This is a genomic window from Prosthecomicrobium sp. N25 (assembly GCF_037203705.1).
Lineage (GTDB): Bacteria > Pseudomonadota > Alphaproteobacteria > Rhizobiales > Ancalomicrobiaceae > Prosthecodimorpha.
Map to the genome: position 1 here is coordinate 2300544 of NZ_JBBCAT010000001.1, position 14345 is coordinate 2314888.

General features: G+C 72.2%; 13 protein-coding genes. 3 read left to right on the top strand and 10 right to left on the bottom strand.

Features of this window, described 5'->3' with window-relative positions:
• Positions 1 to 7: 7 nt before the first annotated feature.
• From WBG79_RS10405 to WBG79_RS10415, 3 genes are all read right to left on the bottom strand, one after another.
• The gene (locus tag WBG79_RS10405) at positions 8 to 424 is read right to left on the bottom strand and encodes a hypothetical protein (RefSeq protein WP_337357037.1); all 417 of its coding nucleotides are present in this window, start codon (positions 422 to 424) and stop codon (positions 8 to 10) included.
• A 154-nt stretch (positions 425 to 578) separates the two neighbouring features.
• Positions 579 to 2066 (bottom strand): phospholipase D-like domain-containing protein, encoded by a 1488-nt coding sequence (locus WBG79_RS10410; RefSeq protein WP_337357038.1) that lies wholly within the window; start codon positions 2064 to 2066, stop codon positions 579 to 581.
• Positions 2067 to 2221: 155 nt separating this feature from the next.
• Positions 2222 to 2890 (bottom strand): TerC family protein, encoded by a 669-nt coding sequence (locus tag WBG79_RS10415; protein ID WP_337357039.1) that lies wholly within the window; start codon positions 2888 to 2890, stop codon positions 2222 to 2224.
• 394 nt (positions 2891 to 3284) lie between these two features.
• On the opposite strand from WBG79_RS10415, the gene WBG79_RS10420 reads away from it, so the two are divergent.
• The 3 genes from WBG79_RS10420 (at position 3285) to WBG79_RS10430 (ending at position 7110) form a co-directional block, all read left to right on the top strand.
• Positions 3285 to 4475, top strand: coding sequence for an acyltransferase family protein (locus WBG79_RS10420; protein WP_337357040.1), 1191 nt, complete (start codon positions 3285 to 3287; stop codon positions 4473 to 4475).
• Positions 4476 to 4597: 122 nt separating this feature from the next.
• Complete coding sequence (locus WBG79_RS10425; protein ID WP_337357041.1) at positions 4598 to 6568, top strand: PhoX family protein; 1971 nt, start codon at positions 4598 to 4600, stop codon at positions 6566 to 6568.
• A 143-nt stretch (positions 6569 to 6711) separates the two neighbouring features.
• Complete coding sequence (locus tag WBG79_RS10430) at positions 6712 to 7110, top strand: nuclear transport factor 2 family protein (RefSeq protein ID WP_337357042.1); 399 nt, start codon at positions 6712 to 6714, stop codon at positions 7108 to 7110.
• On the opposite strand, the gene WBG79_RS10435 is transcribed toward WBG79_RS10430, so the two are convergent.
• The 7 genes from WBG79_RS10435 to WBG79_RS10465 all read right to left on the bottom strand — a co-directional run bounded on the left by WBG79_RS10435 (position 7101) and on the right by WBG79_RS10465 (position 14338).
• The gene (locus tag WBG79_RS10435; RefSeq protein ID WP_443147450.1) at positions 7101 to 8024 is read right to left on the bottom strand and encodes a lysylphosphatidylglycerol synthase domain-containing protein; all 924 of its coding nucleotides are present in this window, start codon (positions 8022 to 8024) and stop codon (positions 7101 to 7103) included. The two genes, WBG79_RS10430 and WBG79_RS10435, sit on opposite strands and share 10 nt — an antisense overlap.
• Before the next feature lie 250 nt (positions 8025 to 8274).
• On the bottom strand, positions 8275 to 9096 hold the full coding sequence (locus WBG79_RS10440) for an endonuclease/exonuclease/phosphatase family protein (RefSeq protein ID WP_337357044.1): 822 nt from the start codon (positions 9094 to 9096) through the stop codon (positions 8275 to 8277).
• 69 nt (positions 9097 to 9165) lie between these two features.
• Positions 9166 to 9510, bottom strand: coding sequence for a hypothetical protein (locus WBG79_RS10445; RefSeq protein ID WP_337357045.1), 345 nt, complete (start codon positions 9508 to 9510; stop codon positions 9166 to 9168).
• Between the two features lie 10 nt (positions 9511 to 9520).
• The gene (locus WBG79_RS10450) at positions 9521 to 12040 is read right to left on the bottom strand and encodes a cbb3-type cytochrome c oxidase subunit I (RefSeq protein WP_337357922.1); all 2520 of its coding nucleotides are present in this window, start codon (positions 12038 to 12040) and stop codon (positions 9521 to 9523) included.
• 56 nt (positions 12041 to 12096) lie between these two features.
• Positions 12097 to 13047 carry a cytochrome c oxidase subunit II gene (locus WBG79_RS10455; RefSeq protein WP_337357046.1) on the bottom strand — a complete coding sequence of 317 codons (951 nt, stop codon included), beginning with the start codon at positions 13045 to 13047 and terminating at the stop codon, positions 12097 to 12099.
• A gap of 68 nt (positions 13048 to 13115) precedes the next feature.
• Positions 13116 to 13493: a c-type cytochrome gene (locus tag WBG79_RS10460; protein WP_337357047.1), complete on the bottom strand. Its 378-nt coding sequence runs from the start codon at positions 13491 to 13493 to the stop codon at positions 13116 to 13118.
• 5 nt (positions 13494 to 13498) lie between these two features.
• The gene (locus tag WBG79_RS10465; protein ID WP_337357048.1) at positions 13499 to 14338 is read right to left on the bottom strand and encodes a c-type cytochrome; all 840 of its coding nucleotides are present in this window, start codon (positions 14336 to 14338) and stop codon (positions 13499 to 13501) included.
• Positions 14339 to 14345: the final 7 nt, after the last annotated feature.

Below are 14345 nucleotides of genomic sequence, written 5' to 3' on the forward strand. Positions count from 1 at the left end.
CCCGGCCTCAGCCGTTGAGCGCGGACGTCGCCGGCATGGCGATCCGGCTCGCCGCCGGGGCACGGCGCGTGTGAGCGGTGACGATCGCGGCGAAGACCAGCATGGCCGAGATGGTGACGAGCGAGCCCGCGATGGCGACCGGTTCCCCCCAGGGCTTCGACAGCACCGCCCCCGCGATCCCCGGCGCGATCAGCACGAGGCCTGTCGTCGCGAGCCCGAGATGCAGGCCCGCCGCCTTGCCCTCCGCCGCCGGCACGACCTTGTAGAAGAGGCCCGCCAGGAACATCGACACGAAGCCGACGAGATTGATATGGGCGTGGACGGGCGCGAGGCTGTGGTCGTGCGAGGCCCCCATGACGATGCCGAGGCCCATGCCCGTGAGGGCCGCGAGCACGCCGAGGCGCAGGAACCAATTCCCGATCATGTACACTTCCTCCGATTGGCCCGGCGCCGGATCGAACCGGCGCCGCTCCCCTGACCATCGGGAGGGCGCGGAATAGCCGCCGCCCCGGAGAGGCGCAAGGCCTTCCGCGGCGGCGAGGGTATCACGATCAGGTGTGGCGCGCGTGATCCCGGTTTCAGGTCCGCTTCTTCAGGAACCACAGCGGCTCGAACGGCTTGCCGGGATCGAGCAGGAACGTGCCCGGCATGGAGCGGACGGCGCCCCGGCTGTCGAAGGCCGGCGAGAGCTTCAGCCGCCGCGGATTGGCGTTGAGGCGGTCGATCGTGCGGATGAGCGAGCCCTCCTCGGCGTGTGTCCGGCCGACCGCCTCGGGCTCCGCGTCGAGGTGCTCACCGAGCAGGCGGTCCCGGATGGCGGCGATGCGCCGGCGGGTCGCCGGGCTCGTCCCCTCGATGGCGATGTCGCATTCCGTGTCGAGGCCGACCGAACGGTTGTTCAGGTTGGACGACCCGATCCGGAGTAGGAGGTCGTCGACGACGACCACCTTGGCGTGCACGTGGATCGGGCACTCCGTCTCCTCCCGCCCGGGCGAGGACGGGTAGAAGACGCGCAGCCGGTCGTGGCGGTCGTGCCGCCTGAGATGCCGGATCAGGCGCTCGCCGTTGATGCCCATCACGAGCTTCTCGAAGAAGCCGCGTGCGCAGAAGGTCAGCACGACCACCACCTCCGGGCCGTCCTCCCGCTTCAGGTGGTCGACCAGGATGTCGCGGATGTAGCGGGCCGTCAGGTACTGCGCCTCGATGTAGATGGAGCGGCGGGCCGCCCGGATCGCCTCCGCGGTCAGGAGTGCCGCCTCGCGCACGGGCTCGTGCGGCCCCCAGGCGGGATGCGTCCGCGCGATGCCGATCGGCTCGCGCAGGAATTCCGGCTCCACGCCTTCCGGCCAGATCCCCGGGTTCCGGACGGGTGCCGGCACGACCTCGCCGGTCGCGATCCGCCAGCGCTCCCGCGCCAGGTCGCCGAGCGCCACCGCCGCCGGGCCGTCGACGACGGCCTGCACGTCGTGCACCGGCCCGTAGGCCTTGCCCTCGTAGGTGACGCGGCGCGGGTCGTCGGCCTCGTGCCGGCAGCTGTCCCAGCGCCGGACGGTCAGGTCCATGCCGCCCACGAAGGCGAGGCTGTCGTCGATGGCGACGAGCTTCTGGTGATGCGCGGCGTAGATCGGGTGCTTGGAATCGAGCCGCACGCTGATGCGCGGGTGGTCCTGCCAGGGCGCCCCGATGAGGAGCGGCAGGGGCGCGCCCGGCGCGTGCACGACCGCGACGCTCCAGACCAGGATCCGCACCTCGAGCTCCGGATGGTCCTCCACGAGTGAGCGCAGGAGGTCGCCGAGCGCGGGCGCGTCCGGCTCGGGCCGCAGCGTGATCTTGCCATCGAAATCCCAGCCCAGGATCGTGATGGACCGGCGCGCCTGCCGCAGCGCCGTGTCGAGGGCGGCGAAATAGGCCTCCGCGTCGACCAGCACGGCGGCCCTGTCGGCCTCCTCGAGGCGCCAGCAGGTCTCGCCGGGGCGCAGGATCCGGTGCGGCTCGCGCCGCTCGTCCTGAACCTCGGAGATGCCGCCGAGGATCGCGGTCTCGGTCTCGCTCAAACGCCGCAGCATGCCGGCTCGCCTCGCATTCATGCCTTCCACCGAAGGACGCGCCCACCGGGACGGGGGCGTTCCCGCGCGCAGCCCAAGCGGACGACGCGCGGGAATCGAATGCGTAACGGCCGCTAAGGTTCCGCCCGGCCAAGGACTTGGCCCGGGCAGAGCCCTCACAGCATGGCGGCGACCAGCGGGGCGACCTCGTGGGTGCCGCGCCAGATCATGTCGAGGGCCACGTAGAGGATCACGGCGAGACCCACATAGGCGATCCAGCGATGCTTCTGCAGCAGCTTGGCGATGAAGCTCGCCGCGATGCCCATCAGCGCGATGGAGAGGACGAGGCCGAAGACCAGCACCCAGGGATGCTCGCGCGCCGCGCCGGCCACCGCCAGCACGTTGTCGAGCGACATGGAGACGTCGGCGACGACGATCTGCCAGGCCGCCTGCGCGAAGGTCTTCTGCGGCGCCCCCGGTGGGCCCGCCGCGATCGTGCCGTCGGCGTTGATGTCGACATCTTCCAGCGCCTCCTCGGCGTCGACCTCCTCGGCATGGGTGGTGCGCAGCTCGCGCCACATCTTCCAGCACACCCAGAGGAGCAGGATGCCGCCGGCGAGCAGGAGGCCGACGATCTGGAGGAGCTGGGTCGTCAGGCCGGCGAAGACGATGCGCAGGCCGGTGGCGGCCACGATGCCGATCAGGATGGCCTTGTTGCGCTGCTCGCGCGGAAGCCCGGCGGCGGCCAGGCCAATCACGATGGCGTTGTCGCCGGCGAGCACCAGGTCGATCATGATGACCTGGAGAAAGGCGGAGATTACTCCGCTCGACAGGATTTCGGACATGGGTCGTACCTCTCCACACGGAATCGCGTCGGGGAGAGGCCCGGCGGGCCGGGGAGGGGAGAGGTCGGCGACACCGTCGGCGCGCGGCGGGAGGGCCCGCGCGCGGAAGGAGCCATGTCGACCCGTCCGTCGAACCGGATACCTGTCGGGCCACTCCACAATGGATCCAGTCCGACATCGCAGCGCCGACGTCGTCGGTGCGCTGCCAGAGGGGCCCGGCCTGGTGACCTTCAGATAGCGGAACGTCGGCCCGGCATCAAGGGTTCCTGACAGGATCGTCAGGCGATTGTCAGCGCCGTGACATGATTGACACGGCGGTAACCTTGCCAAGCGGTTGCGCATGACAGCGAGGGGCCGACGCCGCATCCTGCCGGCTCGCCGCCGAGGATCCCCGATGACCGACCACGCCGCCCGGATCGCCCGAGCCGCTCTCGCCCGCAGCCTTGCCGCCGAGGCGCCGCCCCCGGTGCCCGCCGCGGCCGTGGCCGCCGCCGCGCGCAAGGCGGCCGCCAAGCCCGCGGCGGCCGAGCGCCTGCCCGGGCTCGACGGCCTGCGCGTCGTCGCCGTCCTGGCCGTGGTCGCCTTTCATCTCCTCTTCCGCGGCCCGGTCTCCGGCTGGACCGGCGTCCCGTTCCCCGCCGTGGAGGGGGTCGCGGCCTACGGCTATGCCGGCGTCGACCTCTTCTTCGTCATCTCGGGCTTCGTCATCGCCTGGTCGTCGGAGGGCCGCAGCCCGCTCGCCTTCGCCCGGGCGCGCCTCCTCCGCCTCTGGCCGGCCTTCGTGGTCTGCATGACGGTCACCGCACTGGTGCTGGCGCTGGCGCGCGACCCGAATTTCCCCATCGGCCCCGCCATGTGGGTCGCCAACCTGATCTTCCTGCCGCAGCTTCTCGGGCAACCCTTCGTCGACGGCGCCTATTGGTCGATCGTCACCGAACTGACCTTCTACGGCTGGGTGTTCCTCGCCATGGCGCTCGGCCTCTGGCCGCGCCGGATCGCCGAGATCGGCCTCGTCTGGCTGGCCGTCTCGCTCGTCAATCTGTTCCTCGGCTCGGCCATTCTGGACCGCCTGTTCCTGACCTCCTTCGCGGGCGAGTTCCTGGGCGGCGTCGTCCTCTACCGGATCCGCGCCGAGGGCCAGAAGCCAATCCTGCTCGCCCTGCTGACCGCCTCGGTCTTCGTGGCGGTCGTCCACTCGGTGCCCTATTCGGGCGGCCTCGACCGCCTCTACGGCTTCAAGGCCGACCCCGCGGCCGTGGTGCTGGTCCATTTCGCGATCTTCGGCCTCGTCGCCGCCGCGGCCGCCGCCCGGGTGCCGGCCCGCCTGGCCGGCCTGACGCTCGCCGCCGGCGGCGCGACCTATCCGGCCTATCTTCTCCATCAGAACATCGGCTACGTCCTGATCGACCGCCTCGTCCCGGCCGGCGTGCCCGGCCCGCTCGCGGCCCTCCTCATCACCGCGGGCGTCTTTGGCCTCGCCTGGGTCGTCTGGGCCCGCATCGAGCCCGCCGGCCGACGCCTGCTCGCCCCGATCCTCGACCGCGCGATCGCCCGCCTCCCGGCCGCCATCGGCGGCGGGCGCTGACGCCGCTCTCCCGCCCCTCGACCGGAAAATCTCCTCCCGCGCCCGCTTCGGAATTGCGGGCCCGTCACGGGCCTGCAACACTCCGGGGATAACGAAAACATGACGCGTGGAGGAGACCACCCATGACCCGAGAAGCCCAGATTCCGATCTCCGTGCAGGCCGAGGAAGGCGAGGACCGCGGGTCCAACGCCTCGGCCAACCCGACCATGGGCGACATGATCGCCGAACGCTTCAGCCGTCGCGACCTGATGCGCGGCGTGCTCGCCGTCGGCGCCATCACGGCGACCGTCAGCCCCCTCGCGCTCGCGGCCGGCCGCGCCGAGGCCCAGGCGAGCGCGACGCCGAGCTTCGACTTCAAGGAGGTCGCGGCCGGCAGCGACGACAAGCATTATGTGGCCGACGGCTACGACGCCGACATCCTGATCCGCTGGGGCGACCCGATCTTCCCCGATGCGCCCGAGTTCGATCCGCTCGCGCAGACCGCGGAGAAGCAGAAGCGCCAGTTCGGATACAACAACGACTTCCTCGGCTTCATACCGCTCGACGCCTCGGGCGACCGGGGCCTCCTCGTCGTCAACCACGAGTACACGAACGAGGAGCTGATGTTCCCGGGCGTCGGCATCCAGGACACCAAGGAGAACAACTTCAACAAGACCACCAAGGAAATGGTCGACATCGAGATGGCGGCCCACGGCGGCTCCGTGATCGAGATCCGCCGCACGGGCGGCAAGTGGCAACTCGTTCGGGACTCCCGCTACAACCGCCGCATCACCGCCGAGACCGAGATGTCGATCACCGGGGCGGCGGCCGGCTCCGATCGCATGAAGACCAAGGCCGACCCGACCGGCACCAAGGTCTTCGGCATGTTCAACAACTGCGCGGGCGGCGTGACCCCCTGGGGCACCTGGCTGACCTGCGAGGAGAACATCAACGGCTACTTCTGGGGTCAGATCGCCGACAGCCACCCGGAGGCCAAGGCGATGAAGCGCTACGGCGCCCCCGGCAACCGCTACGCCTGGGGCAAGTACTACGACCGCTTCGCCGCGGAGAAGGATCCCAACGAGGTGAACCGCTTCGGCTGGGTCGTGGAGATCGACCCCAGCGATCCGACCTCCGTCCCGAAGAAGCGGACCGGCCTGGGCCGCTTCAAGCACGAGGGCGCCGGCAACGGCCTGGCCAGGGATGGGCGCTTCGTCGTCTACTCGGGCGACGACGAGCGCTTCGAGTACATCTACAAGTTCGTCACCGAGGGCAAGGTGGACACCGCCAACCCGGCGGCCAATCGCGACCTGCTCGAGAAGGGCACGCTCTACGTCGCCAAGTTCGCCGCCGACGGCACGGGCCAGTGGCTGCCGCTGGTGCACGGCCAGGGCCCGCTGACGGCCGCCAACGGCTTCCGCGACCAGGCCGACGTGCTCATTGAGGCGCGCAGCGCCGGCGACGCCCTGGGCGCCACCAAGATGGACAGGCCGGAGGACATCGACGTCAACCCGAAGACCGGCAAGGTCTACGCTATGCTGACCAACAACAACCGCCGCAAGGACGATCAGGTCGACGCCGCCAATCCGCGCTCCGACAACCGCTTCGGCCACATCATCGAGATCATGCCGGACGGCGGCGACCACGCCGCGACGACGTTCCGCTGGGAGATCCTGGTCAAGTGCGGGGACCCGTCCGTCGCCAAGGTCGGCGCCACCTTCTCGTCGGCGACAACCAAGGACGGCTGGTTCGGCATGCCGGACAACTGCGCGATCGACAGCCGCGGCCGCCTGTGGGTGGCGACCGACGGCAACGACTCCAAGCAGACCGGCCGCAACGACGGCCTATGGGCGATGGAGACCGAGGGCGCCGCGCGCGGCACGTCCAAGTTGTTCTTCCGCGTTCCCAACGGCGCCGAGATGTGCGGCCCCTACTTCACCCCCGACGACACCACGCTCTTCCTCGCCGTCCAGCATCCCGGCGAGAGCGAGGACGAGAAGAACCCCGGAACCTTCGAGAACCCCTCGACGCGCTGGCCGGACTTCAAACCGACCATGCCGCCGCGGCCGAGCGTCGTCGCGGTGACGAAGCGAGGGGGCGGCCAGATCGGCTGACCACGCCGCCGGATGGTGGACGCGGGGCCGCGCCCGGGGTGCTCCCGGCGCGGCCTTTGCGCTATGATGGACCCCGACGGCAGTCCCGAGGGAGCGGCCGGAGTGGCGGCCCCCGCGACGATCGCCGAGGGGAGGGCTGCGTCATGTCGCAGGACCCGGACGTCCGCCGTTCGGAGCTGGAGCGCGCCATGGTGGCGTTCGGGGAGGCCTGGGCGCGGGGCGACGCCGCCGTGCTCGAGGATCTGCTCTCTCCCACCTACACCCATGGCGACTACCTGGGCGGGTCCCAGGGGAGGGCGGACTGGCTCGCCTATGCCGCCGGCCGGACCCGGCTGCACACCACGCTGGCGTTCCGGGAGGTCGAGATCCGCTTCGTCGGCATGGTCGCGGTCGTTACCGGCATCAACGACATCACCTACCGGGCGTCCGGCTCCGCCTCCGTCGAAACCCAGTCTGTGCGGTTCACCCAAGTCTGGGTGGAGAACGGCGGGCGCTGGCTGCGCGAGGCCTTCCAGGCGACCCGGATGCCCGCTCAGGCCTGACGCTCGGCCGCCCGGCGCTGCGCGGCCCGGCGCACCTCCAGGATGAGGAACAGGATCGTGCCGATGGCCAGCGGAACGACGAAGTAGACGAGCCGGAACACGACCACCGCGCCGATCACGTGCGCGGACGGGATGAGGGTCGTCACGACGCTCTCGATGATGCCGAGTCCGCCGGGCACATGGGTCACGAGGGTGGCCACGTTGGCGAGCACGTACACGGAGGCGACGCCCAGGTAGGGCGCCTCGCCCACGGCCGCGAGCGCCTGGTGCAGGCAGGCCGCCACCAGGGCGAAGTTGACCGTGCCGACCGCCACCTGCGCCGCCGCGATCCGCAGGCGCGGGACCTCGAGCGTCCAGCGCCAGAGCCGAATCGGCCGGGGCCTCAGCGCCGCGACCCCGATGTAGAGCGCCGGCACGACGAGGCAGGCCGCACCGACGAGGCGCGACGTCGAGGGCGGCAGTTCGGTGACCCGTTCGGCGAGCCAGGGATCGGCCAGGAGCGCGATGCCCGCCAGGACCGCGAGCCCGAGACCGACCGTCATCCCGCAGAAGACGACGAGCTTGGCGACCTCGGAGAGCCGGAGCCCCCAGCGCCGGTAGAAGCGGTAGCGGATCGCCCCGCTCGACAGGCCGGCGAAGCCGATCGAATGGCCGAGCGAAAGGCTGACGAAGGAGGCCAGCGCCGTCCGGCGGTAGGGCAGCCGGTGGCCGATGTAGCGCACCGCCAGCGCATCGAAGAGCGTCAGGCAGGCGTAGCTCGCCGCGGCGAAGCAGGCTGCCAGCCCGAGCCGGCTTAGCGGGATGGCCGCGACCGCGTCGCGGATCTGGTCCCAGCCGTACTGGGCGAAGGTGCGCCGGATCAGCCAGATGCCGAGTGCCAGCGCGGCGACGAAGAGGAGCCGCGTACCCCAGATCTTCCAGGCCGGCTTCGGCGGCGGCGCGGGATCGCCGTCGTCCGCCCCGGGTGCCTCGGCCCCCGCCTGCGTCCACTGGATCGTCTGCCTGGCGGGCGCGGCGGCACGGGGCCGGGTCTGGACGTTCACGGGTCACCCCTCGCGTGATGGCCGGCCGCCGCAGGAGCGCGGCCGGCCTTCCACCGAGAACCCGGGCGCGGCATGCCGGTTCCACGTCCGGCGGCCCGCGGCACACGCCACCGGTTCAGGCCTAGAGCCTCGAACCAGCCTCGAGCGCCGCTTCAGGAACCGGGTCCAGGCGACTCCCGGCACTGCGCTTCCCCGGGGCGGGCACGAGCCCGAGGTCGATGACGAGCGGCAGGTGGTCCGAGGCGAGCCGGGCGAGCGGGCTGGAGAAGACCTCGGCCTTCGCCACCGCGACGGGCCCGCACGTGAAGGCGTGGTCGATGCGCAGAAGCGGCAGGCGGCTCGGGAAGGTCGCCCGCGCCCTGCCGGCCCCGGGGACCGTCTGGACGTCGGCAAAGCGGGCCGCCAGCGTCCGGTAGGTGCGGCCCAGCGGCGGGGCGTTGAAGTCGCCGACGAGCAGCGTCGGCTCCCGGCAGTGCGGATGGCCCAGCCAGTCGGGGCCGAGGAGGGCCGCGACCTGCGCCCGCTGCTCGGCCGGCACGAGCCCCAGGTGGGTGTTGATCATCTGCAGCTTCGCCCCGTCCACGTCGACCTCGACCCAGAGCGCGCCGCGCGGCTCCGCCCTGAAGCGCGCCCCGAAACTCCAGCCGGGCAGGGCGTCCGCCTTGACGAGCCGCAGCGCCCGCGTCGACAGGATCGCGTCGCCGTAGGCCTCCTCGACCACCCGCAGCGCCGGGTGGAAGGCGACCTCCATGCCGAGCTCGAGGGCGATCGCCTCCGCCTGGTCGATCCGGCCCGTGCGCCGGCGCCCCACGTCCAGCTCCTGCAGGGCCACCACCTCCGCGCCCGTCTCGGCGATCACCTCGGCGATGCGGCGCGGGCTCAGAACGCCGTCGGTGCCGATGCAGCTGTGGACGTTCCAGGTGGCGATGCGGACGGGGGTCATGCGGCTCGTGGTCTCTCCGGGTTGGCCAGGGCAGAACGATCGAGGCCGCCTCCGGTTCGCTCCCCGCGCTCAAGCGCAAGCCGGCAGCACGAAGGCCGCGAGCGCGTTCCAGGCGACCGCCAGGAGCGCCAGGAGCGCGGCGCCGCGGGTGACGCGGACGACGAAGCGCCCCGTCTCCGGGTCGGTCGTCCCGCGTCCGCCGGCGCCCGCGAAGGCCGCGATGGAGAGAAGCGCCGCGGCGGCGGCCAGGGTCGCGCCGGCCACGATCGCCTGGACCGCGGAGAAACCGCCCACGGGCGGGCCGCCGCCGTGGAACGTGCAGAGGATCGTGTTCGCGGCGTAGATCGCCCCGAAGTGCAAGCCCCAGACGATCAGGCCGCCGAGGAGCAGGGTCGCGCGTCCGAGGAAGCCCATCGCCGTCCCCTCAGGCCAGGAGCCGGGCCACGCCGTGCACCAGCGCGAGCCCGGCGAGCCCCTGCGCGGTCGCGGTGTGCCAGAGCAGCATCGTGCAGTCGTAGGTCGCGCGCCGGCTCCGGTCGAGCCGCGACGACAATCCCCGGGCCGCGACGAAGCCCGCCATGAGCGCCAGCACGGCGGCCAGGAAACCCTGCAGGGTGGAGATCGTATAGACGGCGGCCCCGTAGCTCGACGCGTCGGGCCTCAGCCCGCTCTGCCAGTGCCCGGCGACCTCCGCCGCCACGCCGAGCGCCGGCCAGGGCGCGGCGGCAAGCATCAGCGCCGCCGCTCCGCCGGCCCGCAGGCGGGGCCGGGCCGGCAGCAGGCGCCCGGCCAGGACCACGATCGCGCTTCCCGCCAAGAAGGCGCCGGCGGAGAGGACGGGCCAGAGCGGGTCTGCCCGCGTCGTCCCGGGCGGGGGCCAGCGGCCCGGATTGGCCGTCCAGAGATAGAGGTAGGTGGCGACCACGCAGGCGAAGATCATGCCCGAGACCACCATGAGCACCATCATGGCCCACCATGCGTGGCTGACCGGTCCGGTCGCCTGCACGGGGATGCGGATGCCGCCCCCGATGTCGACCGGCGGATGGTAGGGGCCCGGGTCGCAGTCCCACATCCAGACCATCACCGACACGATCGCCAGGACCCCGCACGCGAAGGCCGGCACGGTGAGCTGCACGGTCAGGCCGAGGAAGAAGGCGGCCGTGAAGACGGCGGCCAGGAAGGACGCCCAGCTCGGCCCCGGCAGGGCCAGGATGTACTGCGGGCGTGCCTCGACCGGGCTGGTGACGATCGTCTCGCGCCGGCCCGTGGCCGACCCGGGCAGGTAGTGGTGGCCGGCCTCGACCTCGCGGGCGAGGGACGGGCGGTCCCACACGGGCTCGCGGCTCGCCACGTGGGGGATAGAGCGCGTCTGGTAGTCCTCCGAGGGCAGCCACTCGAGCGTCCCGGCACCCCAGACGTTGCCGGCCCGGCGCCCGCCGAAGGGTCGGAAGTTCAGCACCGCGTCGAGGAGGAAGACGGCGACGCCGGCCGCGATCAGGAAGGCACCTCCCGTGGAGATGAGGTTCAGCGTCCCCCAGCCGACCTCCGGAATGTAGGTGTAGACCCGCCGTGGCATGCCGGCGAGGCCCGTCAGGTGCATGGTGAAGAAGGTGACGTTCACCCCGACGAACATCAGCCAGAATGACGTCTTCCCGAGCGTCTCCGACAGGGGCCGCGAGGAGACGACCGGCGCCCAGTAGTAGAAGGCGGCGAAGAGCGGAAAGACCATGCCGCCGATCAGGACGTAGTGGAGATGCGCGACGATGAAGTAGGTGTCGTGGACCTGCCAATCGTAGGGCATCATCGCCACCATCACGCCCGTCAGGCCGCCGATGACGAAGATGAACAGGAAGCCGAGCAGGAAGAGGGTCGGCGTCGAGTGCCCGAGGCGGCCGGCCGCGATGGTGGCGATCCAGGCGAAGATCTGGACCCCGGTCGGCACCGCCACCGCCATGCTGGCCGCCGAGAAGAATCCGAGCGAGAGGGTCGGCAGCCCGGTCGCGAACATGTGGTGCGCCCAGAGCCCGAAGGAGAGGAAGCCGGTGCCGAGAAGCGCGAGCACCACGAGCCGGTAGCCGACCAGCGGCACGCCCGCCAGGGCCGACACCATCATGGAGACCATCCCGGCCGCCGGCAGGAAGATGACGTAGACCTCCGGGTGCCCGAAGAACCAGAAGAGGTGCTGCCACAGGATCGGGTCGCCGCCCTTGGCCGCGATGAAGAAGGGCCAGCCGAAGGCGCGCTCCAGCTCGAGCAGCAGCGTGGCGACGATCACGGCCGGGAACGCCACGACGATCATCATGGCGAAGACCAGCATGGACCAGGCGTAGATGGGCAGCTTGTCGAGGGACTGTCCCGGCGCCCGGGTCTTCAGCACCCCGACGATGATCTCGACCGCCCCGGCGATCGCCGAGATCTCGATGAAGCCGATGCCGAGGAGCCAGAAGTCCGCGTTGACCCCGGGCGAGTAGTCCTTCGAGGTCAGCGGCGGGTACATGAACCAGCCGCCGTCCGGCGCCAGCCCGAAGAAGAGGCTGGCAAAGAAGGCGAGCCCGCCGATCGCGTAGGCCCAGAATGCGTAGGCCGACAGGCGCGGGAAGGGCAGGTCGCGCGCCGCCTGCATGTTGGGTAGGAGCAGGACCCCGAACGCCTCCACCACCGGCACGGCGAACAGGAACATCATGACCGTTCCGTGCATGGTGAAGAGCTGGTTGTAGGTCGACGCGCCGACGACGTCGAGGCCCGGCTGGGCGAGCTGGACCCGCATCACCAGTGCGACCACGCCTGCGAGCACGAAGAAGAGCAGCGCCGTGCCGATGTAGAGGAGGCCGACGAAGGTGTTGTTCACCGCCGAGAAGGCCCGCCAGCCCCGCGGCCGTGCCCAGACCCGCGCGAGGGCCTCCACTTCGCCGGCCGGCCGCGGCCCCGGGTTCGGAAGCGGCATGGCCCGCTCCCGCAGGCCCGGCTCGGCGCGGACCGGGATGCCGAGGCGCGCGTCGGTCATTTCAGGCTCTCCAGGTAGGCGGCGAGGTCCCGCAGCTGCCGCCCCTCCAGCCGGTCGTAGGACGGCATCCGGTTGCCCGGCTTCAGGTGCTGCGCCGAGGCGACCCAGCCGGCGAGCGTGCCCGGATTGCGCGGGAAGGTCCCGGCCGCGATCGTCGTGCGGCTGCCGAGCCGGGTGAGATCCGGCCCGACCGTCCCCGCCGCCTCGGTGCCCCGGACCGTGTGGCAGGCCCCGCATCCCTGCACCTGGAACAGCGCCGCCCCGCGCCGCTCCGCCTCGGTGACGGGCGCGGCGGCGTCCCCCGCGGACCGGGCCCACCAGGCCTCGAACGCCGCCGGCTCCAGCGCCACCACCGTGAAAGCCATCAGCGCATGCTGGCCGCCGCAGTACTCCGCGCACTGGCCGCGGTAAATCCCCGGCCGGGACGCCGCGATGCGGAAGCGGTTGGTGCGGCCCGGGATCATGTCGAGCTTGCCGGCCAGGCTCGGCACCCAGAAGGAATGGATGACGTCCGCGGTGTTCAGCACCACCTCGACCGTCGCCCCCGCAGGCACGTGGATCTCGTTCGCGTCGGCGAGCCGGACCGCGCCCTTGGAGTCCAGGTAGGCGACCCGCCACCACCATTGCTCCCCGGTCACCTCGACCCGCAGCGCCGGCGCTCCCGTGACGACAAGGTCGCGCGCGAGCGACAGCCCGTGCCAGAGGAGAGCGGAAAGGACGACCACCGGGAAGGCGATGCCGAGCCCGAGCACGAACCATTCATTCCCCGGCGCCCGCTCGTCCGAGCGGATCAGGATCGCCCCGATGGTCAGGATCGCCACCAGCGCGAAGATGCCCACTGCTCCGGTGGTCATCAGCCAGTGCAGGTCCGCGACCGCCCGCGCCTCCGGTCCGGCCGGGTCCAGGGCCGATTGCGCGCCCTTGCAGCCCGGCAAGGCCAGCAACACCGCCCCGGCCGCCGCGGCCCGGGCGCCCCGTTGGGAGAGAAGCCGTGCCTGCGCCCGCGCCGCGCCCCTCACTTCAGGGTACCCAGGAAGGCGGCCACGTCCCGCGCCTCCTCGCCGCTGAGACCGATCCGCGGCATGCCCGTGGCCGGCACCAGCGCGGGCGGATCCTCGACGAAGCGTGCGACCGTCTCGGGCCGGTTCGGCAACTGGCCCGCCAGGAGCGGCCGCGCCGCGAAGCCGTCGAGCGGCGGCCCGACGATGCCCCTGGCGCCCGCCACGCCCGGGATCCGGTGGCAGACCCCGCAGGCGACCCGTTCGACGACGGCGCGCCCGCGTCCCGCGTCCCCGAAACCGCCGGCAGGCTGCGCCGCCGCTGGCGGGCTCGCCAGGGCGAAACCGCCGAGGATCAGGATGGCCGCGCCGCGCCGCGTCGGGTGTCGGGCCACGGCGGTCAGTTCCCGGACGCGGGGCCGGCGGCCGGTTGGGGCGGACGGTCGCCACGCAGGCCGGACGCGCCGCCCCCGGGCAGGAGCGGCGGCTTTTCCCCGGACGACCCCGTCGCCCCCGTCGGGCCCCGTGCCGCCTCCGAGGCGACGGGGGCGGCCCCCACCCCGGCGGGGGCGGGCGCAATGGCGGCATAGTAGGCCGCCACGGCCCGGATCTGATCCTCCGAGAGAGCCGTGGAGACCTGCTTCATCACGTCGAGCGCGTCGCCGCTGCGCCGCCCCTCCTTCCAGGCGCGCAACTGCGCGGCGAGGTAGGCGGCCGGCTGGCCGGCGAGGGCGGGCGAGACCGGCGCCATGCCGATCCCGTTCGGGCCGTGGCAGCCCGCGCAGGCCGCCACCCCGCGTGTCGGGTCCCCGGCCGCCGCGAGCGCGCCGCCTGTCTGCAGGAGATCGGCCGGCGCGGCCGCCGCCGCCGGATGCCCCGCGCCCGTGGCAGGGGCGACCGCCGCGTACCAGGCCGCCACGGAGGCTCGTTCCGTCTCGCCGAGCGCCCGCGCGACCGGGGTCATCACGTCGTTCCGGCGCAGCCCGGAGGCGTAGTCGCCGAGGGTCTTGTAGAGGTACCAGCCGCTCTGCCCGCCGATGCGCGGGACGCCGCCCGACGCGTCCGCCGCGCCGTCCATTCCGTGGCACTGCACGCAGGCCGGCTGCCCCTGGTCCATGCCGGACCCGAGGGCGACCATCTGCCCGCGGGCGATCGCCGGGTCTCCGGATTGGCCCGCCACCGGAGCCGCGGCGGCAGCCAGGGCGGCGGCCGCGAGCCCGACCGTCAAGCTGCTGCGCATGGTCGAT